Source organism: Pseudomonas yangonensis, from assembly GCF_009932725.1.
GTDB lineage: Bacteria > Pseudomonadota > Gammaproteobacteria > Pseudomonadales > Pseudomonadaceae > Aquipseudomonas > Aquipseudomonas yangonensis.
In genome coordinates this window covers 36,982-58,040 of the sequence record NZ_BLJU01000011.1, presented here as the reverse complement: position 1 = coordinate 58,040, position 21,059 = coordinate 36,982, and the positions used below count along the sequence as shown (strand labels likewise).

Here is a 21,059-nt window from a genome sequence, read left to right as displayed (position 1 = left end):
TTGAGTTCAGAAGGCGTCGGTAGTTTTTACTAGTTGTCTCGTGGCTCCTCCTAAGCGACAACCAGTCCGGCCTTGTACATTTAAGGGCCTTAACCAAGGCTTTTTTGTAGTTGTCGCCCGTCCTGCCAAATGAAGGCTCGACGCCGTCTCTGCCAGCCGCTTGTTGTGGCGTTTAGAGGCATTCTGGCATGGCCGCTTGATGATCAGTCCACCGGCGCGCAGCATGGCGACCATGCTGAACGTGAAGTCTTGCTTCTAATAATGGCGCTGGCTGTCTAGCCGAGGGTGAGCGGTGCAAAACGCTCGAACGCCATCACATACAGCTAACCAGCTAGGTCAAGGCATAGGGGAATTTGGGACCCAAAAGGCGTCGGTGAGGTAGCAATGGGGGCGCTCGTCATGCACTCCGAGCTGCTGCGCTCGATATAGACGCCACGCCCCTCTTGTCTTCGGTGCGGCGTGCCCAGTCTTCGGCATCACGCTTGGTTCGGAAGGAATTGGAGCAGGTTGGCCAGCCAGTCTTGCGGATGACTGCTTTCCATGTGTCAGAAGGGGTTTACGAGGGGCGCCATATGTTCTGCGAGATGTACTCGGCACGGGACTGTACCGAAACTCTACCTCGGGAACATATGATTACGGGGTTAGGAAATTCCAAAGCCCGTAGGCTTGATGTAAATGGTGCCGGCACCAGGAGTCGAACCCGGGACCTACTGATTACAAGTCAGTTGCTCTACCAGCTGAGCTATACCGGCACGGAAGGGCCGCCATTATATCCATTCGTCAGCCTGAGTAAAGCCACGTTCAAGGCAAGATTTTTCAGGCGCGGCTATCAACAGCTTTCGTCTTATGCACAAACGTAAGGCACCTGTCACCGCTGTGCACCTTGTCCGTGCGCTCGCTCACGTTTTTTTTGCAAGTCATTGTTTTTATTATGACTCCAGCGATTGTTCGAAAAATGATCAGACGTTTGCGAGGCTATTCCCGATTGGCTTTGCAGGACTTGCCCAGAAAGGATCAACAGAGTTATCCACAGCTTCTGTGAGCAACTCAGGCGCGTTCCGCCAGAAGCAGCAGGTTGCGTGGGCTCAATGGGTAATCGCAGAAGGCGCCCAGCCTGACGCTATAGCCCTGTTCTTCCAGATAGAGGGCACGATCCAGCAGCAGCCAGAGTTCCAGTGGGCGACGGAACAGGTTGCGTAGCAGTTCCAGGTTGCGCACTTCGGCCAGGCGTTGCCAGCCACGCGCTTCCAGAGTGGCCCAGTCCTGCTCGCCAGGCGAAGGCACATTGCGAAGGGTGGCAAGGTCATGACAGAAGCGGGCGAAAGGTTTGCTCAGCCAGTCGCTGGGCAGCGAGGGGGTCGGCAGGTATTCGTCGACACCGCGTAACTGGCGTTGCAGCAGGTCGAAGGCCAGGCGCCAGGCCATGGATTGGTCGCGTTGCCTGCGTACCCGAGCCCCGGCCGTGACGGTCTCGCTCAGCGGCAGGCCCAGGTCGTCGCGTGAAAGCTGTAGCGCCGATGCTTGCGCTGCAGTCGAGAGCGGTTGGTACTGCTTGCCGGCGATGCGGTTATAACAGCAGGGGGCGACTGCCAACTGCGAGCAGCCAGTGCGGCTGGCCAGTTGCAGCAGGCGCACATGCAGGTCGCCGCAGGCGTGCAGAGCTACCGGGGTATGTTCTTTGCTCAGGCGTTCGCTGCAATCATCGGCCAGCACATCCTGCTGCAGGTGCATGGCATCCAGCCCCAGCCGTTTGCTCAATGCGCTACCGGATTCGATCAGTGCCGGGTCGCACTCCAGGCAGGTCAGGCGCTGGTCATCCTCGGTCAGCCAGCGACCGAGATGTCCCTTGCCTGAACACCAGTCGAGCCAATGCAGCGGGCGTTGACGAAATTGCAGGTGACTGGCGAAGGCCTGAATCTGCGCCAGCTTTCTTCCGGGCACATCGACGCTCAGGGCATGTGCGCGCTCCGGGCCATGCAGGCTTGGGAGTTCGTCCAGCTGGCTAAGCGCCTTTGCCTGGCAGGCCAGGGCGGTGAACGGGGCGGGTGCCACGAGCGCGAAGAGGCCGCTGTCGCTGGCTTGTGCCTGCTCCAGAGAGCGGCTGCGCAGCCAGGCGGAGAGTTCGGGTAGCTCTGCCTCCCAGGGCAGGTGCAGATGATAAAACGGCCTTGGACGCCACAGCGCCTGGTGCTGCAGGAGAAAGTTGTCCAGCGCCTGGAAGCGGGCGAGGAGTTCGCCTGAGGTAAGAATGGGCTCGGACATGGCGTCTATGGTGAAAAAGCGGGCCGCCTGTGCAGGCGACCCACAGGCTTAACGGCCCTGGCAGGCGTCGACGCGCAGCCAGCGTTCGAGCAGCTTGAAGAGGTTGATCAGAATGAAGGTGATCGCCAGATAGAACAGCGCGGCGGTGAAGAAGAACTCCATGCTTACATAAGTGCGGGCATTGAGCGTGCGTGCCATGCCGGTCAGTTCCAGCAGTGTGACCGTGCTGGCCAGGGCACTGGCCTTGAGCATCAGGATCACTTCGTTGCTATAGGCCGGCAGGCCGATACGCGCGGCGCGCGGCAGGATGATGTGCAGCATGGCCTGGGCGCGCGACATGCCCAGAGCGCGGGCAGCCTCGATCTCCCCTGGCGGCACGGCCTGGATGGCGCCGCGCAGGATCTCGGCGATATAAGCGGCGGTGTGCAGGGTCATGGTAAGCACCGCGCACCAGTACGGATCACGCAGATAGGGCCAGAAGATGCTCTGGCGCACGGCATCGAACTGGGCCAGGCCGTAGTAGATGAGGAACAGCTGCACCAGCATCGGTGTGCCGCGGAAGAAGAAGATGTAGCCGTAGGGCAGGGCGCGCACGTACCAGTGTTTCGACGCTCGGGCGATGCCCATGGGCAGTGCCAGGATCAGCCCGGCAATGACGGCAACTGCCAGCAGTTCGACGGTCAGCAGCGCACCTTCGAACATCTTCGGCAGGTACTTGTAGATCAGCTCCCAGTTCATTGGTTGCTCCTGACGAAGCCGCGTGAGGCTTTCTTCTCAAGGAAGTGCAAGCCGATCATGGCAATGATGGTCAGCCCCAGATAGATGATGGCGGCGACCAGGAAGAAGGTCATCGGATTCTTGGTGGCAGTGACCGCGATCTGTGCCTGGCGCATGATTTCGGTGAGGCCGACCACCGACACCAGGGCGGTATCTTTCATCAGAATCATGAACAGGTTGCCGAGTCCGGGCAGGGCGATGCGCCACATCTGCGGCATGATCAGCTTCCACAGGATGCGCCCCTTGGACATGCCAAGTGCCTGGCCGGCTTCACGGTGCCCCTTGGGAATGGCCAGAATGGCGCCGCGGAATACCTCGGTGGCATAGGCGCCAAAGCACAAGCCGAGGGCGATGACGCCCGCAGCGAACGGGCTGAGTTCCAGGCTGCCGACGCCCAGGCTTTCGCCCAGCGCGCGCAAAACGTTGACGGTGCTGAAGTAGATCAGCAGTACCCAGAGCAGCTCGGGCACGCCGCGTACGATGGTGGAATAGCTGCCGCCGAGCCATTGCAGCGGCTTGTACGGCGAAGTCTTGGCCAGCGCGCCGAGCAGACCGAGCACCAGACCTAGGGCCAGCGCGCAAAGCGCCAGCTGAATGGTCATCAGGGTGCCGGCGGCCAGGGCGGGGCCGAATCCTTGGAGGTCGAAGATCATCGGAGGGCTCGGGCGACTGCGCCGCCAGGTCGGCGGCGCAGTGCCTTCAGGTCATCAGTAGATGCTGAACGGGAAGTACTTATCGTTGATCTGCTTGTAGGTGCCGTCTTCGATGATGGCTTGCAGAGCGGTGTTCAGCTTCTCGCGCAGCGGGTCACCCTTGCGCACGGCAATGCCGATCTTGTCGTTGTCGAATACCGGGTCGCCCTTGAACTCGAAGTCCTTGCCGGCGTCGCTCTTTAGCCATTCCCAGTTGACGAAGGTATCGGCCAGTACGCCGTCGAGGCGGCCGGAGGCCAGGTCGAGGTAGGCGTTTTCCTGGGTGTCGTACAGCTTGATGTCGACCACCTTGCCCAGGTTGTCTTCCAGCCAGGTGCCGGCGATGGTGGCGCGCTGAGCGCCGATCACCTTGCCTTTGAGGCTGGCTTCATCGGTCTTGAAATCGGCCGACTTGGGCGCGATGAACTGCAGCTTGTTGGTGTAGTAGGGTTCGGTGAAGTCGACTGCCGCCTGACGCTCTTCGGTGATCGACATGGAGGCGATCAGGAAGTCGAACTTCTTGGCGTTCAGGGCCGGGATGATGCCATCCCAGTCGGAGGTGACCACTTCGCACTCGGCCTGCATCTTGGCGCATAGCGCCTGGCCGATTTCCACGTCGAAGCCGGTGACCTTGCCGCTGGCGTCGATCAGGTTGAAGGGGGGGTAGGCGCCTTCGGTGCCGAGTTTCAGTTTGTCAGCGGCGACAGCGCTGGTGCCGAAGGCCAGGGTAGCGGCTGCGGCCAGCAGGATCTTCTTATAGTTCTGCATGCATGTTGCTCCGTGTTATCGATTGCTGGACATGAATTGTTTACAGCGTGCCGATTGCGGGTTGTCGAACACCTGGGCCGGTGGCCCCTGTTCCTCGACCAGACCCTGGTGAAGGAACACTACTTCGCTGGATACCTGGCGAGCGAAATTCATTTCATGGGTGACCAGCAGCATGGTGCGTCCCTCATCGGCAAGCGCGCGAATCACATTAAGCACTTCTTGTACCATCTCCGGGTCGAGAGCCGAGGTCGGCTCATCGAACAGGATCACCTTCGGCTGCATGGCCAGGGTGCGGGCAATGGCCGCGCGTTGCTGCTGGCCGCCGGAAAGCTGATTGGGATACACGTGGCGCTTGTCGGCGATGCCGACCTTGGCCAGTAGTGCCTCGGCCACCTCGATGGCCTCGGCCTTGCTCTGGCCGAGTACGCGGCGTGGCGCCTCGATGATGTTGTCGAGCACGCTCATGTGCGGCCACAGGTTGAAATTCTGGAAGACGAAGCCGATCTCGCTGCGCAGGCGATTGATCTGCTTGTTGTCGGCGGCAACCAGGTCGCCGTTCTTCGCGGCCTTGAGCTTGAGCTCCTCTCCAGCGACGAAAATCTGACCCTGATGCGGGTTTTCCAGCAGGTTGATGCAGCGCAGGAAGGTGGACTTGCCGGAGCCGGAGGAGCCGAGAATCGAGATGACATCGCCGTCTTTGGCCGTCAGGGAGATGCCCTTGAGCACTTCGAGATCGCCGTAGCGTTTGTGCAGGTTGCGAATTTCCAGCGCGGGCGTCGCCTCGGCCATGGGGTGGGATCCTCTTCTTCTTCGAATGCGCTCCGGCGTACGGCGGGCCGTCCTGGCTGGCGGCCAAGCTAGCATAGCGTTTCCGTGACCGCCAAGCCGTTTGCCGGGCGATAGCGCGTGGCTGGGGCGCGGGTGTCGCCTGGTTGCAGCTGCTTGTCGCGCAGGCGAAACAATGGCACGAGAAAAATGCCGAGCGCAGAAAGCAAAAAGCCCCAGCACATGGCTGAGGCTCTTCGTTTACTGTTCATGGTGCCCAGGGACGGAATCGAACCGCCGACACGGGGATTTTCAATCCCCTGCTCTACCAACTGAGCTACCTGGGCCAACGGGGCGCTATTAGACGGATTTGCAGGATCAGTGTCAAGCCGGGTTTGAAAAATATTTAATTATTTCGGGCGCTTAGGTTCGTGAGCGGAGAAAAGGGGGAGGGCAGCCGGGGCTGCGCGCATGGATATGCAGCGGTTGTCGCGGCTAACAGGTCGTTGAAAAACTACCTGCGTTGGCGCCTCGCCTACGTTTTTCAACGGCCTGCTAAAGCCCCTCCCAGATGTCGTTACTCGCTCGGCGGTACGTAGCCTTCGGCCTGGGCGTATTCCTCGCCTGAGAGGAACTTGTCCATCTCGGTCTGCAGGAACTTGCGGTCTTCGGCGTTCATCATGTTCAGACGACGCTCGTTGATCAGCATGGTCTGGTGCTTCTGCCACTCGTCCCAGGCCTGCCTGGAAACGTTATTGAAGATGTCTTCGCCTTTGGCGCCGGGGTAGGGCGCGCGATCCAGGCCGGGCAGTTCCTGTTTGTATTTGCGGCACAGCACGGTGCGGGTCATGTCGGTTCTCCAGCGGTAATGGCTTGCGCCGCGCGTTTGAGCAGTTTCTTCACCGGGGCGGCGAGGCCCAGGCGCGGCGGGGTGGCGAGGTTATACCAGAGCCAGTCGCCCTCGGCCACGCGGCTCGGCTGCTCGGTCACCCGCACCAGCCAGGGTTCGATGGCCAGCTGGAAGTGGCTGAAGGTGTGGGTCAGGCCCTCAAGTTCGCGGCGTTCGCCGAGTTCGAGCCGCTGCTGCTGGCCGAGCTCGTCGACCTGAGACAGGTCATCCAGTTCCGGCAGGCTCCAGAGGCCTCCCCACAGACCCGTTGACGGGCGGCGATAGAGCAGGATGTCGCCGGCGGCGTTGACCAGCAGCGGCATCAGGGTGCGCTTTTGCGGCAGCGTCTTGCGCGGCTTGGGGATTGGGTAGCGGATTTCCAGGCCGAGCAGATGCGCCTGGCAGCCGCTGCGCACCGGGCACAGCAGGCAGGTCGGCTTGCTGCGGGTGCAGAGGGTGGCGCCGAGGTCCATCATCGCCTGGGTGTAGTGGCCGACCCGTTCGTGCGGGGTGAGGCGCTCGGCGACGTCCCACAGCTGCTTGGCCACCTTCGGCTCGCCCGGATAGCCCTCTTGCGCCACGTAGCGTGCCAGCACGCGCTTGACGTTGCCGTCGAGGATCGGCGCACGCACGCCCATGCTCAGGCTGGCGATGGCGCCGGCGGTGGAGCGGCCGATGCCGGGCAGCTCGGTCAGCGCTTCGACGCTGCGGGGGAACTCGCCGCGGTGCTCGCGCATGATGATCTGCGCGGTCTTCTGCAGGTTGCGCGCGCGGGTGTAGTAGCCCAGGCCGGTCCATAGGTGCAGCACTTCGTCTTCCGGCGCTTCGGCCAGGTCCTTCACGGTCGGCAGCGCGGCCATGAAACGGTCGAAGTAGCCGAGCACGGTGCTGACCTGGGTCTGCTGCAGCATGATTTCCGAAACCCAGACGCGATACGGGGTGATGTTCTGCTGCCAGGGCAGATCCTTGCGTCCGTGCTGGTCGTACCAGGCCAGCACGGCGCCGTTGAACTGCTCCGGACTCATCGGTTGAACAGGCCCTTGAGTGCGTCTTTCAGATCCGGGCTGACCTTGTCACCGAGCTTCTCTTCCAGCTTCTCGGTCAGCTTGTTGCCGGCCAGGCGTGCGGCGATCTTGCCGAGCCCGTCCTGATCCAGACGGCAGGCCTTGGCGCCCAGCTCCAGCGGGCCGCGGCAGCGCAGCGGCCATTCGATGCCGACGTAGCGCTCGTTGACCTGGCAGGCCGGGTCCGGCATCTCGCGCTGGTCCCCTTCCAGGGCGATACCCACCTTGTAGTCGAGGCCCAGTACGCGCAGGTCGAGGTCGCCGTTGCCGCTGACCGCCAGGCCCGGCACCTGGGCCTTGAGGTCCGGGTTGTGGGCGACACCGTCGCGCACGCTGAGGCTGCCCTTGAGTTCGCGGAAGGGGGTGTCCTTGCCGGTTGGCGGGTTGCTCAGCGACTTGCGGTTGAGGGTGGCGATGCCGCGGCACAGCTGCTGTTCGAGATTGGCGTCGACCAGCACGCCGTCGTTGAGGACGAAGCTGGCGTTGCCGTTGAGCGCCTCGACCCACTCCTTCTGGCTGTTGCCGCGGGTGTTGAACTTGGCATTCAGGTCGAGCAGGCCCTTGATCGGCGACGGCTGATCGTCCTTTTTCAGTAGCGGCTCCAGCGGCATGCGGCTGAGGCGTTTTTCCACGCTGATCATCGGCTCTGCCTGGCGCACGTCGATACGGCCGTTGCCGACGAAGCTGCCACCCTGCATCTTGCCGCGCACCTCCTCCAGGGTGATCAGGCCGCCACGGCCATTGGCCTTGAGGTTGACGTCGGTGAAGGGCTGCTTGTCGTAGGTGAGCTGGCCGAGGCTCAGCGCCAGCTGCAGGTCGAGTTTGCGCAATTGATCCACCGGCAGCACTTTCTCGTTGCTCCAGGCCTGCTGGGTCGGGGCATTGGGCAGCGGGGTGGTGCCGTCCTTGCCGGCGCCGGCGATGCTCTCCTTGACCTCGGCCTTGCGTGCGGCACCGGCACTGTCCTTGGCTTTCGGTGGCAGGTAGCGATCGAGGTCGAGTTTGTCGCCCTTGAGGTCGGCGCGCAGCGCCTGCTTGGCGACATCGGCCACGCCCAGCTTGCCGGTGAAGGTGCTGCCGTCGAGCTTGAGGTTGAGCTCCTCGAGCATCATGCCCTTGCTCGAACCGTTCAGGCGGCTGACCAGTTCGAACTGGTTCAGGGCATCGCTGGCCTGCATGGGTGGCAACTCGACGCCGATGCCATCGAGGAACTCGCGCAGATTGAGCGAGGCGATGGACAGCCCGCCGGAGATCTTGGCGTCCTCGCCGAGCTCGCGCGCCTTGATCTCGCCGAGGGCGCGCAACTGGTTGGCGGAAAGCTTGAGGCCGTTCCATTCGGCGATGTTGGCCGCCTGGTCGACCAGCAACTGGCCCTGGGCGGAGAAGTTCAGGGTCTTGCCCTTGAGCGGCTCACCGGAGGCTTCGCCGGTCAGCTTGAGGTCTTCGAACTGGTAGCGCTTGAGCGCGCGGTCGAAGCGCAGCTGACCTTCGACCTCGCTGCGTGCACGCAGCACCGGCTGGTTGGTGCCGAAGAAGGCGCTGAACTTGACCGGAATGCTGGCGCCTTCGCGAATCGCGCCGGTTTTCAGCTCGATATTCTCGACGGTGAATTGCTGGCCCTTCTGCGCGTCGCTGTAGTCGATGCGCGAGTTGCTCAGGGTGAGGCTGTCGATATCCAGCTTGACCGGCTGGCCGGCCGGCTTTTCGCTCGGCTGGCTCGGCGGCGCATCTTCACTCGGTGCGGGTTCGCTGGGCGCAGGTTGCGTGCTGCTGGCCTGGGCCGGGCGGCCGACGCCTTCCCAGTTGCCATGGCCCTTGTCGTCGCGCTGCAGGTTGAGGTTGAGGCCGTCGACACGGATGTCGCTCATCTGCACTTCCTTGCGCAGCAGCGGCATCACGCGCACCGACAGGCCGATCATACGCAGGTCGGCGAAGGGCTTGTCCGGGGTGTCGGCGCTGGCCAGGGTGGCGTCGGTCAGCTCCAGACCCAGCCAGGGGAACAGGCTCCAGCCGATATCGCCCTTGAGCTGCAGCTCGAGGTTGGCCTTGTCGCGGGCGATCTGGCGGATTTCGTCCTTGTAGTCGTTGGGGTCGAACAGGTGAGTCAGGGCGAACAGCAGCGCCACTACGATCAGCAGCAAGCCGAGAAGGAAGAGGCCCAGGATCTTGCCGAGCGCTTTCATGGACGATTCCTTGTTTCGATAACGAAATGTGCGGGCGGCCAGTGGAGGCGTAGCCGTCGGTAATGGCGCCGATTATAGCCTTACAGGGCTTCTGCGACCCGCTCGGCAATGGCCAGGCTGGCGGTGAGTCCTGGCGATTCGACGCCGAACAGGTTGACCAGGCCCGGCAGGCGGTGGTCGGCAGGGGTTTGGATCAGGAAGTCGGCAGCCGGTTCCCCGGCCCCGCTGAGCTTGGCGCGCACGCCGGCATAGCCGGGTTGCAGGCGGGCCGCATCGAGTGCCGGGAAGTAGCGGGCGATGGCGGCGGCGAAAGGCGCACGCAGGTTCTCGTCGACTGCGTAATCGAGGGTTTCCAGCCAGCGCACGTCCGGGCCGAAGCGCAGTTGCCCGGCGAGATCGAGGGTGGCGTGTATGCCCAGGCCGGCCGTATTGGCCTCGGGCATCGGATAGATCAGCCGGGAGAATGGCGAACGCCCGCTGTAGCTGAAGTAGCGACCCTGGCACAGGTGCAGCGGCGGCACCGGCAGGCCTTCGATGGTGCGGGCCAGGCGCTGGGCGAAGAGGCCGCCGGCATTGATCACCCGTTGTGCGCGCAGGGTAAAGGCCTCGCCCGCGCTGTGGCCGCTGGCGATCCAGGCGTCACCGTCGCGCTGCAGGCGTTCGACGCGGCTGTGCAGCACCAGCTGTGCATCGCGGCTCTCCGCCACCGCCAGCAGCGACTGCAGATAGGCATGGCTGTCGATGATACCTGTGCTCGGCGAGAGCAGGGCGCGGACACCGCGCAGGGCTGGTTCGAGCTCATGCAGGCGTGGCTGGTCGATCTGCTGCAGATCCGTTACGCCACAGGCCTCGGCATTGGCGGCCAGAGTCTCGAGCTTGCCGATTTCGCTCTCCTGCACCGCCACCAGCAGCTTGCCGATCCGCCGGTGCGCCACGCCGTGCTGGTTGCACCAGGCGTACAGCCGTTCGCGACCCTCCAGGCACAGCTCGGCCTTGAGCGAGCCGGGCGGATAATAGAGGCCGGCATGAATGACCTCGGAGTTGCGGCTGGAGGTGTGGCTGCCGATCAACCCTTCGGCCTCCAGAATCAGGGTATCGGGCTTGCCCAGGCGGGCTGCGCAGGCCAGGCCGAGGGCGCCGGCGCCAATGATCAGGGTATCGACTTCGTGCATGGCTCTATCGGTGTGTTTGCTGGTTGGCGGGAGCATAGCAAGAGCCGCGTTGCGCTCTCGGGAAAGGGCATGTCGGTCTGCGTGGTTCATCCCGACCATCGCCGGTAGCCGTTGCCGTCCCGGCGCGCCTATAATGCTGGCCTTTTTCCGTTGGCAATTCGTGGAGCTGGTGATGGCCGAACGTACGGCATTCGTCGAGCGCAACACCCTGGAGACCCAGGTCAAGGTCTCGATCAACCTGGATGGCACCGGCAAGGCCAAATTCGACATTGGCGTGCCGTTTCTCGAGCACATGCTCGACCAGATCGCCCGTCATGGCCTGATCGACCTCGATATCGAGTGCAAGGGCGATCTGCATATCGACGATCACCACACCGTCGAGGACGTCGGCATCACCCTCGGCCAGGCCTTCGCCAAGGCCGTCGGCGACAAGAAGGGCATGACCCGCTACGGCCACTCCTACGTGCCGCTGGACGAAGCACTGTCGCGCGTGGTGATCGACTTCTCCGGTCGTCCCGGCCTGCAGATGCACGTGCCGTTCACCCGCGCCGTGGTCGGCAACTTCGACGTCGACCTGTTCCAGGAATTCTTCCAGGGCTTCGTCAACCACGCGCTGGTGTCGCTGCACATCGACAACCTGCGCGGGCACAACACCCACCACCAGATCGAGACCGTGTTCAAGGCCTTCGGCCGCGCGCTGCGCATGGCGGTGGAGCTGGACCCGCGCATGGCCGGGCAGATGCCTTCCACTAAAGGCTGTTTGTAAATGCAGACGGTAGCCGTAATCGACTATGGCATGGGCAACCTGCACTCGGTGGCCAAGGCGCTGGAGCATGTCGGCGCTGGCCGCGTGCTGGTAACCAGCGACGCCAAGGTGATCCGCGAGGCCGACCGTGTGGTGTTCCCCGGCGTCGGCGCGATCCGCGACTGTATGGCCGAGATCAGGCGCCTGGGCTTCGACGAGCTGGTGCGGGAAGTCAGCGCCGACCGTCCGTTCCTCGGCATCTGCGTCGGCATGCAGGCGCTGCTCGAGCGCAGCGAGGAGAACGACGGCGTCGACTGCATCGGCCTGTTCCCCGGCCAGGTGCGCTTCTTCGGCAAGGACCTGAGCGAAGGCGGCGAGCGCCTCAAGGTGCCGCACATGGGCTGGAACGAGGTCAGCCAGGCGGTCAAGCACCCGCTGTGGCACGACATCCCGGACAATGCGCGCTTCTACTTCGTGCACAGCTATTACATCGAGGCCGGCAAGCCGCAGCAGGTGGTCGGTCGCGGTCACTACGGCAAGGACTTCGCCGCCGCATTGGCCGAGGGCTCGCGCTTCGCCGTGCAGTTCCACCCGGAGAAGAGCCATACCCACGGCCTGCAGTTGCTGCAGAACTTCGCCGCCTGGGATGGTCGCTGGTAATGGCCCGCAACAAGGCTCCCAGTCTGGCGCTCGAACCTGCCCAGGAGCAGGCCGCGCTGCTGATGCTGCAGCGCTTTCTCGATGAGCGTTTCGAGCTGCAACTGGGCACCTTCGAAGTAAAGGAAGTTCTCGACCAGATTACCCGCGAGCTGGCGCCGCACTATTACAACAAGGCGATTCTCGACGTGCAGGCGCACCTGAAGGACAGGTTCGAAAGCATCGAGAGCGACCTCTGGGCGCTCGAAAAGAGCTGAGCGCCTTCCGAATTCAAACTTGAGCAGGTTCAACCGATGCTGATTATCCCCGCTATCGATCTCAAGGACGGCGCTTGCGTGCGTCTGCGTCAGGGCCGGATGGAAGACTCCACGGTATTTTCCGATGACCCGGTGAGCATGGCCGCCAAATGGGTCGAGGGCGGTTGCCGTCGTCTGCATCTGGTCGACCTCAACGGTGCCTTCGAAGGCCAGCCGGTCAACGGTGAAGTGGTCACCGCCATCGCCAAGCGCTACCCGAACCTGCCGATCCAGATCGGCGGCGGCATCCGTACCCTGGAGACCATCGAGCACTACGTGCGCGCCGGCGTCAGCTACGTGATCATCGGCACCAAGGCGGTGAAAGAGCCGGAATTCGTCACCGAGGCGTGCAAGGCCTTCCCCGGCAAGGTCATCGTCGGCCTGGATGCCAAGGACGGTTTCGTCGCCACCGACGGCTGGGCGGAAGTCTCCAGCGTGCAGGCCACCGACCTGGCCAGGCGCTTCGAGGCCGACGGCGTGTCTGCCATCGTTTATACCGACATCGCCAAAGACGGCATGATGCAGGGCTGCAACGTCGAAGCCACCGCCGCGCTGGCTGCCGCCAGCAAGATTCCGGTGATCGCCTCCGGCGGCATCCACAACCTCGGCGACATCGAGAAGCTGCTGCTGGCACGCTCGCCAGGCATCATCGGTGCCATCACCGGCCGCGCCATCTACGAAGGCACCCTGGATGTGGCCGAGGCCCAGGCCTTCTGCGACAACTTCAAGAATTAAGCACGCTCTGAAGCCCTCGCTAAGCGAGCGAGCCGCTTCAGACGCAAGGCGCGTGGCGCGCAGCGACGAGACAGTACTGTAGTACGGCGAGGAGCGAGCACCACGCAACGCCGCGGATGTGCGGCGCAGCCGGTTAGAGAGGGTTTCAGCATGGCATTGGCCAAACGCATCATTCCTTGCCTGGACGTGGACAACGGCCGCGTGGTCAAGGGCGTCAAGTTCGAGAACATCCGCGATGCCGGCGACCCGGTGGAGATCGCCCGCCGCTACGATGAGCAGGGCGCCGACGAGATCACCTTCCTCGATATCACCGCCAGCGTCGATAACCGCGATACCACCCTGCACACGGTCGAGCGCATGGCCAGCCAGGTGTTCATCCCGCTGACCGTCGGTGGTGGCGTGCGCACCGTGCAGGACATCCGCAACCTGCTCAATGCCGGCGCCGACAAGGTGTCGATCAATACCGCCGCCGTATTCAATCCCGAGTTCGTCGGCGAAGCCGCAGCACGCTTCGGTTCGCAGTGCATCGTCGTCGCCATCGACGCCAAGCGCGTATCGGCGCCAGGCGAGCCGGGCCGCTGGGAAATCTTCACCCACGGCGGGCGCAAACCCACCGGCCTGGATGCCGTGGAGTGGGCGCGCAAGATGGAAGGCCTGGGCGCCGGCGAGATCCTGCTCACCAGCATGGATCAGGACGGTGTGAAGAGCGGCTATGACCTGGGCGTGACCCGCGCCATCAGCGAGGCCGTGCGCGTGCCGGTGATCGCCTCCGGTGGCGTCGGCAACCTGCAGCACCTGGCCGACGGCATCCTCGAAGGCAAGGCGGACGCCGTGCTGGCTGCGAGCATCTTCCACTTCGGTGAGTACACCGTGCCGGAAGCTAAGGCCTACCTGGCCAGTCGCGGCATCGTCGTGCGCTGATCTGTCGCGCCGCGCGGGGCTTAACAGCTGCTCAGCGCGGCGTTTACATATGCCTGAACCGCCCGTTTGACGCCGTTTTCGCTCAAAGCTGCGGGCGAGTCGACGGCAAAGTGCCAGCGATCCGGCTAGCATGAACACATATCCCTTCACTCTGCTTCTCCGCGCTCGCGGAGGGCTGCTTTTTGCCGAGCATTTTCGACACGGAGTCTTCATGTTCCTACTTCGATTCTTGACCATCCTGGCCCTGACCTGTGGCCTCAGCCTTGCCCGTGCGGAATCGCTGGTGCTGCTTACGGAGAATCTGCCGCCGTTCAATATGTCGGTCAGTGGCAACAATTTCGCCCGGGACGACAACGTCACCGGTATCAACGCCGATATTCTGCGTGCGGTCTGTGAACGCGCCGAGGTGGACTGTCAGATGATCCTGCGCTTCCCCTGGCAACGGGTGTACCAGCAGACGCTGGACGATGTCGGCTACGGCCTGTTTTCCACCGCGCGCACCGCCGAGCGTGAGGATCAGTTCAAATGGGTCGGGCCGCTGGCCAGCAACGAGTGGGTGCTGTTCGCCCGGGGGGACAGCGACATCCAGCTGTCCTCGCTGGACGAGGCGCGGCGTTACCGCATCGGTGGCTACAAGAATGACGCCAAGACCCAGTTTCTGCTCGACCGCGGCTTCGAGGTGCAGACAGCGCTGCGCGACAATGAAAACGTGCACAAGCTGGCGCGCGAGCAGATCGATCTGTGGGTCACCTCGAATCAGGCTGGACGGTTCATGGCGCGTCAGGAGGGTATGCAGAACCTCAAGGTAGTGCAGCAGCTGCACACGGCTGAACTCTATCTGGCGCTCAACCGGCAAACGCCGGATGAGCTGGTGCAGAAGTTGCAAAGTGCACTGGATTCGCTGCGAGCCGATGGCACCTTGAAGGCCATCGAAGCCCGCTATTGAGGCACACTGCCAGTAATCGCTGGGCCGGGGAGGGCATGGCGGTTATGCTGATGCAGTCTGCCTTTTATTAGAACGAGAAATGCCATGTTCAAACGCCTGCTGATCTCGCTGGGCGGCACCCTTATGGTGCTTGCTGGCGCTGCGCGCGCCGAAGTGGACCCGAACTTCAATGTGGTCCTGCTTACCGAGAACTTTCCGCCCTACAACATGGCGGTCAATGGCAAGAACTTCGCTCAGGAGGACAATATCAGCGGCATCGCCGTGGATATCGTCAAGGAAATGTTCAAGCGCGCCGGGGTTCAGTACAACCTGACCCTGCGCTTCCCCTGGGACCGCATCTACAACCTCGCGCTGGAAAAGCCCGGCTACGGCGTGTTCGTGACCGCGCGATTGCCGGAGCGCGAGCAATTGTTCAAGTGGGTCGGCCCCATCGGCCCGGACGACTGGGTACTACTGGCCAAGGGTGACAGCCCGCTCAGCCTGGCCAGCCTCGACGAAGCCAAGGCCTATCGCATCGGCGCCTACAAGGGCGACGCAATTTCCGAATACCTGACCGAAAAGGGCGTCGAGCACAGCACCTCGCTGCGCGACCAGGAAAACGCGCGCAAGCTCGAGACGGGGCAGATCGATCTTTGGGCCACGGGGGATCCGGCCGGTCGCTACCTGGCCAAGCAGGAGGGCATCTCCGGCCTCAAGACCGTTTTGCGTTTCGACAGCGCCGAGTTGTACCTGGCGCTGAACAAGGAAATGCCCGATGAGATCGTCGCCAGGCTGCAGGCGGCCCTGGATGAGATGCGCGCCGAAGGATTCGTCGACGCCACCTTGAACAGCTACCTGTAAGCAACGAACACGCGGCCGGCCACGAGCCGGTCGCTCGCCATGGATGGCAGAGCCACTGAGTGCCAGTCAACGGGCTCGGGCCCATGCACGGATGCCGCTAGCCATAACCACAAATCACGCGAGCGGTACGTCTTATGCTGAAAACTCTGAAGAAAAGCCTGTTCGTCGCCCTGTTTCTCGCCTCCGGTTTCGCCCATGCGGAGCTGCCGGCGGACTACAAGGTGGTGCTGCTGACCGAGAATTTCCCGCCCTTCAACATGGCGGTGGACGACAAGAACTTCGCCCGTGACGACGGTATCGATGGCATCAGCGCCGACATCGTGCGAGAGATGTTCAAGCGTGCCGGCATCGATTACACCCTGACCCTGCGCTTCCCCTGGGATCGTCTCTATCGCCTGACCCTGGACAAGCCCAACTATGGCCTGTTCTCCACCACCTATACCGATGAGCGCAAACCGCTGTTCAAGTGGGTCGGCCCGCTGGCCAAGACCGGCTGGGTGCTGCTCGCTGCGCCGGGCAACGACATCAGGGTGTCGAGCCTGCAGGACGCCGCCAAGTACCGCGTCGGTGCGTACAAGAACGATGCGGTCAGCCAGCATCTGGAAAGCCAGGGGCTGGAGCCGATCAACGCCCTGCGTGACCAGGAGAACGTGAAGAAGCTGGTGCGCGGGCAGATCGACTTGTGGGCCACCACCGATCCGGTCGGGCGTTACCTGGCCAAGCAGGAAGACGTCAGCGGCCTCAACACCGTGCTGCGTTTCAATGACGCCGAACTTTACCTGGCGCTGAACAAGGACACCCCGGACGAGGTCATCGAGCGCCTGCAGAAAGCGCTGGACGAGATGCGTGCCGACGGCTTCATCGACGACATTACCGAGAATTATCTGTAACCGGGTTGTCGGGTGGCGGCGCGCACGGCGCATCCAGCGAATCTTCCGGGATAGCGCCGGTACAGCCTGTCGCTGACAACGGCCCATATGAAAACGCCGCAGTTTCGCGAGGAAATTGCGGCGTTTTCTTTTGCAGGCCGGCTCAGTTGCCGCGCGTGACGCTCAGGCCCTTGAGCAGATTGAGCGCCTGGCTCAGCTGATAGTCGTCGTCCTGCGGGCGTTCGGTGCGGGCGAGCTGGCCGATTCGGCTCGGGCGATCCGCACCGCCGTTGCCATTGCCCAGGTGGCCCTGCAGATCGGCTTCCTTGATACCTTCGGCCTCCTCCTCGCGAGTAACCTTGGCGCGCGTCACTTCGATGTCGGGGACGATACCCTGGGCCTGGATCGAGCGGCCGTTGGGCGTGAAGTACAGTGCGGTAGTCAGCTTCAGCGCGCGGTCGTTGTTCAGCGGCAGCACGGTCTGTACCGAGCCCTTGCCGAAGCTGTCGGTGCCCATCAGTACTGCGCGCTTGTGGTCCTGCAGGGCGCCGGCGACGATTTCCGAGGCCGAGGCGCTGCCGCCGTTGATCAGCACCACCAGGGGTACGCCCTCGCTGGCATCGGCCGGGTCGGCGTTGAAGCGCAGCTCGGAGTTGGCCAGGCGGCCTTCGGTGTAGACGATCAGCCCGCTCTTGAGGAAGTGGTCGGCCACTTCCACCGCGGCCTGCAGCACGCCGCCCGGGTTGTTGCGCAGGTCCATGACCAGGCCGCGCAGCTTCTTGTTGCCGTTTTCCTGGCGCAGCTTGGTCAGCGCCTTGCCGACTTCCTCGCCAGTGTTGACCTGGAATTGCGAAATGCGCAGGTAGCCGTAGCCGTCTTCGAGCATCTGGCTCTTGACGCTGCGTACCTTGATCACCGCGCGGGTCAGGGTCAGGTCGAAGGGGCGGCCGCCGTCACGCACCAGGGTCAGCTCGATCTTGCTGCCGGCCTTGCCGCGCATCTTCTCCACGGCTTCCATCATCGACAGGCCCTTGGTCGGCTGGCCATCGATCTTGACGATCAGGTCACCGGGCTGGATACCGGCCTTGGATGCCGGCGTGTCGTCGATGGGCGATACCACCTTGACGAAGCCATCCTCCATGCCGACTTCGATGCCCAGGCCACCGAACTCGCCGCTGGTGCTTTCCTGCAGCTCGGCGAAGGCTTCCGGTTCGAGGTAGGCCGAATGCGGATCGAGGTTGCTGAGCATGCCCTTGATGGCATTTTCCAGCAGGGTCTTGTCGCTGACCGGCTCGACATAGGCAGCCTTGATGCGGTCCATCACCTCGGCGAAGGTGCGCAGATCATCCAGGGGCAGCGGGGCCTTGCCGCTCGCCGCCGGTGCTGGCGCAGGGGCAGGCTCTGCCGCTTGCAGGGCTGGAGCGCCGAGCAGCAGCCCGAGGGCCAGAGCCAGGCAGGTGGGGCGAAAGCGATGGGGCATGAAGACAACTCCTAAATGAATGAGGCGCTATCAGGCTCTGGGCCTGATCATCCCTGCGCGCGGCACCACTGTGCCGGGTCACTCGGGCGACCGTTCTGGCGAATGGCGAAGTACAGTGCCGATGTGTCCTGACCACCGCTGCTGCCAACGGTGGCGATGGCTTCGCCGGCCTTGACCACATCGCCGGCATTCTTCAGCAGGCTCTGGTTGTGGCCGTACAGGCTCAGATAACCATTGCCATGGTCGAGAATGACCAACAGACCGGCGCCACGCAACCAGTCGGCGAAAACCACTCGGCCGCCATGCACGGCACGCACCTGGCTGCCGGCAGGCGCACCGATCAGTACGCCATCCCATTTAGTACGAGCGTCGCCGCCGCGAGGGGTTCCGTAGCGTGCTACCAATCGGCCATCGACCGGCCAAGGCAACTTGCCGCGCGCGCTGGCGAAAGGCCCGCCGTAGACGGCGCCTGAGCTGACCAGTGGACCGCTGGGCTGGCTGCTTTGCTGGCTGCCCGGACGCGCCTGCTCGGCTTTCTGAGCGGCCAGTGCGCGCTTGCGCGCTTCCTCGGCTTCGCGCGCCTGGCGGGCCAGGGTTTCCTCGATGGTCTTGAGTACGCGGCCCAGTTCGGCCTGTTCCTGCTGGCGTGCCTTGAGCCGCTGATCGCGGCTGGCGAAGTCGCGATTGAGTTTGGCCAGTGCCTGCTGGCGCTCCTTGCGCGCCTCGGCGAGCTTGGCGTGGCGTTCATCCAGGCCTGTCTTCTGCGCCTGCAGCTGGGCCTGGTGGCGGGTGATTTCCTGTTCGACGTTGGCCAGTTGGCGCAGGGTCTCGTTGAATGCGGAGAGCTGTTCGAGACGCGCCTGACTGAGGTAATCGTAATAGGTGAGGGTGCGCGAGAACTTTTCCGGATTCTGCTGGTTGAGCAGCAGCTTGACGTACTCCTGGCGGCCGCTCTGATACGCGGCGCGGGCCTGGATGGCGATCAGGCGTTGCTGTTCAGTGCGCGCGCTCTGGAGTTTTTTTTTCTCCTGATCCAGGCGCTGGATTTCCTGCTCGCTGCCCTTGAGCTCGCGTTGCAGTTCCTTGACCTGGTTTTCCAGATCACCCATCTCGGTTTCGGTCTTCTTCAGCTGCTGCTGCACGCCGGATTTTTCCTGCTGCAGCTTCTCCAGCAGCTTCTTCAGTTCGGCGACGTCCTGGCGCGCGGCTTCGAGCTGGCGCTGGGTATCGGCGCGCTGATCGGCGATGGCCGGAGCGATCAGGCTGCTGAGCAGAATCAGGGCAAGGATGCGAAGCATGGGCGAGGCGACACCGGAGGGCGAATTGAGGCCTAGTATGCCCGTGCTGCCGGGCAAAAAAAACGCCCCAGGCCTGATGGCGCGGGGCGTTTCTTGTTTTATGCCGATTACTGCAGCTCGACGATGGTTTTGCCGGTCATCTCGGCCGGTTGTTCCAGACCCATCAGCTTGAGCAGGGTCGGCGCCACGTCGGCCAGCACACCGCCTTCGCGGATGCGCGCCGGGCGCTTGCCGACGTAGATGAACGGCACCGGCTCGCAGGTGTGCGCGGTGTGCGCCTGGCCGGTGCACTCGTCTTCCATCTGTTCGACGTTGCCGTGGTCGGCGGTGATCAGCGCCTCGCCGCCGACCTTCTCCAGCGCCTCGGTGATGCGACCGACGCAGGTATCGAGAGTCTCCACGGCCTTGACCGCCGCCTCGAATACGCCGGTATGGCCGACCATGTCGCCGTTGGCGTAGTTGACGATGATCACGTCATAACGCTGGTTCTCGATGGCATCGACGATCTTGTCGGTGACTTCCGGCGCGCTCATTTCCGGCTTGAGGTCATAAGTGGCGACGTTAGGCGACGGAATCAGGATGCGCTCTTCGCCCTCGAACGGCTCTTCGCGCCCGCCGGAAAAGAAGAAGGTGACGTGGGCGTATTTCTCGGTCTCGGCGATGCGCAGCTGGGTCTTGCCGTTTTTCGCCAGGTATTCGCCGAGCACGTTGGTCAGCGCTTCCGGAGCGAAGGCAGCGGGCGCCGGGATGCTCGCCGCGTACTGGGTGAGCATGACGAAGCCGACCTGCGGCGCGCGCTTGCGCTCGAACTCCTTGAAGCCGGGCTCGACGAACGCGCGGGTCAGTTCGCGGGCACGGTCGGCGCGGAAGTTCATGAACACCACGGCGTCGCCATCCTCCACCTGCACCGGCGTGCCGATGGTGGTGGCCTTGACGAACTCGTCGCTCTCGCCACGCTCGTAGGCGGCCTGCAGACCTGCCACAGCGCTGGCGGCGTTGAACTGGCCGGCGCCGTCGACGATCAGGTGGTAGGCCTGCTCGACGCGGTCCCAGCGGTTGTCGCGGTCCATGGCGAAATAACGGCCGGTGAGGCTGGCGATGCGGCCCTTGCCGAGGCGGGCGAAGGCTGCATCGAGCAGCTCGATGGACGGTTGTGCGCTTTTCGGTGGCGTGTCGCGGCCATCGAGGAAGGCGTGCAGGTAGATCTTCTCGGCGCCGCGCTTGGCGGCCAGTTCGGCCATGGCGACGATGTGATCCTGATGGCTGTGTACGCCGCCATCGGAGAGCAGGCCGAGGATGTGCACGGCCTTGCCGGCGGCCACGGCCTTGTCCACGGCCTGATTGATCGTGGGGTTCTCGAAGAATTCGCCGTCGCGGATCGCCTTGGTCACGCGGGTGAAGTCCTGATACACCACGCGCCCCGCGCCGAGGTTCATGTGACCGACTTCGGAGTTACCCATCTGCCCGTCCGGCAGGCCCACGTCCATGCCGCTGCCGGAGATCAGACCGTGCGGGTAGGTGGCACGCAGGCGGTCGTAGACCGGCGTACTGGCAGCATGGATGGCGTTGTACTCGGGTTTGTCGCTGTGACCGAAGCCGTCGAGGATGATCAGAACCAAGGGTTTTGGCGTGGCACTCATTAAGCTGGCTCGCTCTGCGTCTGAGGGGGCAAGGAAACAGCCCGGCATTTTAGGGCCAAG

The 21,059-nt window shown here is 63.4% G+C and carries 20 protein-coding genes, 2 tRNA genes and 1 pseudogene; 8 read left to right on the top strand and 15 right to left on the bottom strand.

The genetic code is table 11. From position 1 onward, the window contains the following. Positions 1-395: 395 nt before the first annotated feature. The 12 genes and pseudogenes from GYB81_RS24755 to GYB81_RS14220 form a co-directional block, all read right to left on the bottom strand. A pseudogene (locus GYB81_RS24755) lies at positions 396-529 on the bottom strand (site-specific integrase); the annotation flags it as partial. Between the two features lie 147 nt (positions 530-676). After that, positions 677-752: transfer RNA gene (locus GYB81_RS14270), tRNA-Thr, on the bottom strand. Positions 753-1,047: 295 nt separating this feature from the next. Further along, positions 1,048-2,262, bottom strand: coding sequence for a methyltransferase (locus GYB81_RS14265; RefSeq protein WP_161866175.1), 1,215 nt, complete (start codon positions 2,260-2,262; stop codon positions 1,048-1,050). Between the two features lie 48 nt (positions 2,263-2,310). Continuing rightward, positions 2,311-3,000 (bottom strand): ABC transporter permease, encoded by a 690-nt coding sequence (locus GYB81_RS14260; RefSeq protein ID WP_161866174.1) that lies wholly within the window; start codon positions 2,998-3,000, stop codon positions 2,311-2,313. After that, entirely contained in the window at positions 2,997-3,692 is a 696-nt protein-coding gene (locus GYB81_RS14255) for an ABC transporter permease (protein WP_013717636.1), read from the bottom strand. The genes GYB81_RS14260 and GYB81_RS14255 overlap by 4 nt, the downstream gene beginning before the upstream one ends. A gap of 54 nt (positions 3,693-3,746) precedes the next feature. Beyond that, positions 3,747-4,499 carry an ABC transporter substrate-binding protein gene (locus tag GYB81_RS14250; protein WP_013717635.1) on the bottom strand — a complete coding sequence of 251 codons (753 nt, stop codon included), beginning with the start codon at positions 4,497-4,499 and terminating at the stop codon, positions 3,747-3,749. A gap of 15 nt (positions 4,500-4,514) precedes the next feature. Further along, positions 4,515-5,288: an ABC transporter ATP-binding protein gene (locus tag GYB81_RS14245; protein WP_161866173.1), complete on the bottom strand. Its 774-nt coding sequence runs from the start codon at positions 5,286-5,288 to the stop codon at positions 4,515-4,517. 247 nt (positions 5,289-5,535) lie between these two features. Beyond that, positions 5,536-5,611, bottom strand: a tRNA-Phe gene (locus GYB81_RS14240). Positions 5,612-5,841: 230 nt separating this feature from the next. Further along, positions 5,842-6,114, bottom strand: coding sequence for an oxidative damage protection protein (locus GYB81_RS14235; RefSeq protein ID WP_161866172.1), 273 nt, complete (start codon positions 6,112-6,114; stop codon positions 5,842-5,844). Then, the gene (mutY, locus tag GYB81_RS14230) at positions 6,111-7,178 is read right to left on the bottom strand and encodes an A/G-specific adenine glycosylase (protein ID WP_161866171.1); all 1,068 of its coding nucleotides are present in this window, start codon (positions 7,176-7,178) and stop codon (positions 6,111-6,113) included. The genes GYB81_RS14235 and mutY overlap by 4 nt, the downstream gene beginning before the upstream one ends. Then, complete coding sequence (locus GYB81_RS14225; RefSeq protein ID WP_161866170.1) at positions 7,175-9,400, bottom strand: AsmA family protein; 2,226 nt, start codon at positions 9,398-9,400, stop codon at positions 7,175-7,177. Before GYB81_RS14225 ends, mutY begins: the two co-directional genes overlap by 4 nt. 80 nt (positions 9,401-9,480) lie before the next feature. Then, a complete protein-coding gene (locus GYB81_RS14220; protein ID WP_161866169.1) occupies positions 9,481-10,572 on the bottom strand; it encodes an NAD(P)/FAD-dependent oxidoreductase in 1,092 nt (363 codons plus the stop codon). Positions 10,573-10,744: 172 nt separating this feature from the next. Here GYB81_RS14220 and hisB point away from each other — a divergent pair, with 172 nt between their 5' ends. From hisB to GYB81_RS14180, 8 genes are all read left to right on the top strand, one after another. Next, a complete protein-coding gene (gene hisB / locus GYB81_RS14215) occupies positions 10,745-11,338 on the top strand; it encodes an imidazoleglycerol-phosphate dehydratase HisB (protein ID WP_004374009.1) in 594 nt (197 codons plus the stop codon). Beyond that, entirely contained in the window at positions 11,339-11,977 is a 639-nt protein-coding gene (hisH, locus tag GYB81_RS14210) for an imidazole glycerol phosphate synthase subunit HisH (protein ID WP_161866168.1), read from the top strand. Continuing rightward, on the top strand, positions 11,977-12,231 hold the full coding sequence (locus tag GYB81_RS14205) for a DUF2164 domain-containing protein (RefSeq protein ID WP_161866167.1): 255 nt from the start codon (positions 11,977-11,979) through the stop codon (positions 12,229-12,231). Before hisH ends, GYB81_RS14205 begins: the two co-directional genes overlap by 1 nt. Before the next feature lie 36 nt (positions 12,232-12,267). Further along, positions 12,268-13,005, top strand: coding sequence for a 1-(5-phosphoribosyl)-5-[(5-phosphoribosylamino)methylideneamino]imidazole-4-carboxamide isomerase (gene hisA / locus GYB81_RS14200; protein ID WP_024309930.1), 738 nt, complete (start codon positions 12,268-12,270; stop codon positions 13,003-13,005). Positions 13,006-13,155: 150 nt separating this feature from the next. After that, entirely contained in the window at positions 13,156-13,926 is a 771-nt protein-coding gene (gene hisF, locus GYB81_RS14195; RefSeq protein WP_037055302.1) for an imidazole glycerol phosphate synthase subunit HisF, read from the top strand. Positions 13,927-14,137: 211 nt separating this feature from the next. Next, positions 14,138-14,872 carry a substrate-binding periplasmic protein gene (locus GYB81_RS14190; protein WP_161866166.1) on the top strand — a complete coding sequence of 245 codons (735 nt, stop codon included), beginning with the start codon at positions 14,138-14,140 and terminating at the stop codon, positions 14,870-14,872. 84 nt (positions 14,873-14,956) lie between these two features. Beyond that, positions 14,957-15,712 carry a substrate-binding periplasmic protein gene (locus GYB81_RS14185; RefSeq protein WP_161866165.1) on the top strand — a complete coding sequence of 252 codons (756 nt, stop codon included), beginning with the start codon at positions 14,957-14,959 and terminating at the stop codon, positions 15,710-15,712. A gap of 134 nt (positions 15,713-15,846) precedes the next feature. Continuing rightward, a complete protein-coding gene (locus GYB81_RS14180; RefSeq protein WP_161866164.1) occupies positions 15,847-16,602 on the top strand; it encodes a substrate-binding periplasmic protein in 756 nt (251 codons plus the stop codon). A 142-nt stretch (positions 16,603-16,744) separates the two neighbouring features. On the opposite strand, the gene GYB81_RS14175 is transcribed toward GYB81_RS14180, so the two are convergent. The 3 genes from GYB81_RS14175 to gpmI all read right to left on the bottom strand — a co-directional run bounded on the left by GYB81_RS14175 (position 16,745) and on the right by gpmI (position 20,999). After that, the gene (locus tag GYB81_RS14175; protein ID WP_161866163.1) at positions 16,745-18,061 is read right to left on the bottom strand and encodes a S41 family peptidase; all 1,317 of its coding nucleotides are present in this window, start codon (positions 18,059-18,061) and stop codon (positions 16,745-16,747) included. Between the two features lie 47 nt (positions 18,062-18,108). After that, on the bottom strand, positions 18,109-19,359 hold the full coding sequence (locus GYB81_RS14170; protein WP_161866162.1) for a murein hydrolase activator EnvC family protein: 1,251 nt from the start codon (positions 19,357-19,359) through the stop codon (positions 18,109-18,111). A gap of 107 nt (positions 19,360-19,466) precedes the next feature. Further along, complete coding sequence (gpmI, locus tag GYB81_RS14165; protein WP_161866161.1) at positions 19,467-20,999, bottom strand: 2,3-bisphosphoglycerate-independent phosphoglycerate mutase; 1,533 nt, start codon at positions 20,997-20,999, stop codon at positions 19,467-19,469. Positions 21,000-21,059 lie beyond the last annotated feature (60 nt).

What these genes read in the sequence shown, in the direction of transcription:
- GYB81_RS14205 (WP_161866167.1), top strand. Translation starts at nt 11,977, where the DNA reads ATGGCCCGCAACAAGGCTCCCAGTCTGGCGCTCGAACCTGCCCAGGAG.
- GYB81_RS14225 (WP_161866170.1), bottom strand. Translation starts at nt 9,400, where the DNA reads ATGAAAGCGCTCGGCAAGATCCTGGGCCTCTTCCTTCTCGGCTTGCTG.
- GYB81_RS14265 (WP_161866175.1), bottom strand. Translation starts at nt 2,262, where the DNA reads ATGTCCGAGCCCATTCTTACCTCAGGCGAACTCCTCGCCCGCTTCCAG.
- GYB81_RS14170 (WP_161866162.1), bottom strand. Translation starts at nt 19,359, where the DNA reads ATGCTTCGCATCCTTGCCCTGATTCTGCTCAGCAGCCTGATCGCTCCG.
- GYB81_RS14185 (WP_161866165.1), top strand. Translation starts at nt 14,957, where the DNA reads ATGTTCAAACGCCTGCTGATCTCGCTGGGCGGCACCCTTATGGTGCTT.
- GYB81_RS14260 (WP_161866174.1), bottom strand. Translation starts at nt 3,000, where the DNA reads ATGAACTGGGAGCTGATCTACAAGTACCTGCCGAAGATGTTCGAAGGT.
- hisB (WP_004374009.1), top strand. Translation starts at nt 10,745, where the DNA reads ATGGCCGAACGTACGGCATTCGTCGAGCGCAACACCCTGGAGACCCAG.
- mutY (WP_161866171.1), bottom strand. Translation starts at nt 7,178, where the DNA reads ATGAGTCCGGAGCAGTTCAACGGCGCCGTGCTGGCCTGGTACGACCAG.
- GYB81_RS14255 (WP_013717636.1), bottom strand. Translation starts at nt 3,692, where the DNA reads ATGATCTTCGACCTCCAAGGATTCGGCCCCGCCCTGGCCGCCGGCACC.
- GYB81_RS14235 (WP_161866172.1), bottom strand. Translation starts at nt 6,114, where the DNA reads ATGACCCGCACCGTGCTGTGCCGCAAATACAAACAGGAACTGCCCGGC.
- GYB81_RS14175 (WP_161866163.1), bottom strand. Translation starts at nt 18,061, where the DNA reads ATGCCCCATCGCTTTCGCCCCACCTGCCTGGCTCTGGCCCTCGGGCTG.
- hisA (WP_024309930.1), top strand. Translation starts at nt 12,268, where the DNA reads ATGCTGATTATCCCCGCTATCGATCTCAAGGACGGCGCTTGCGTGCGT.
- hisH (WP_161866168.1), top strand. Translation starts at nt 11,339, where the DNA reads ATGCAGACGGTAGCCGTAATCGACTATGGCATGGGCAACCTGCACTCG.
- GYB81_RS14245 (WP_161866173.1), bottom strand. Translation starts at nt 5,288, where the DNA reads ATGGCCGAGGCGACGCCCGCGCTGGAAATTCGCAACCTGCACAAACGC.
- hisF (WP_037055302.1), top strand. Translation starts at nt 13,156, where the DNA reads ATGGCATTGGCCAAACGCATCATTCCTTGCCTGGACGTGGACAACGGC.
- GYB81_RS14190 (WP_161866166.1), top strand. Translation starts at nt 14,138, where the DNA reads ATGTTCCTACTTCGATTCTTGACCATCCTGGCCCTGACCTGTGGCCTC.
- gpmI (WP_161866161.1), bottom strand. Translation starts at nt 20,999, where the DNA reads ATGAGTGCCACGCCAAAACCCTTGGTTCTGATCATCCTCGACGGCTTC.
- GYB81_RS14180 (WP_161866164.1), top strand. Translation starts at nt 15,847, where the DNA reads ATGCTGAAAACTCTGAAGAAAAGCCTGTTCGTCGCCCTGTTTCTCGCC.
- GYB81_RS14220 (WP_161866169.1), bottom strand. Translation starts at nt 10,572, where the DNA reads ATGCACGAAGTCGATACCCTGATCATTGGCGCCGGCGCCCTCGGCCTG.
- GYB81_RS14250 (WP_013717635.1), bottom strand. Translation starts at nt 4,499, where the DNA reads ATGCAGAACTATAAGAAGATCCTGCTGGCCGCAGCCGCTACCCTGGCC.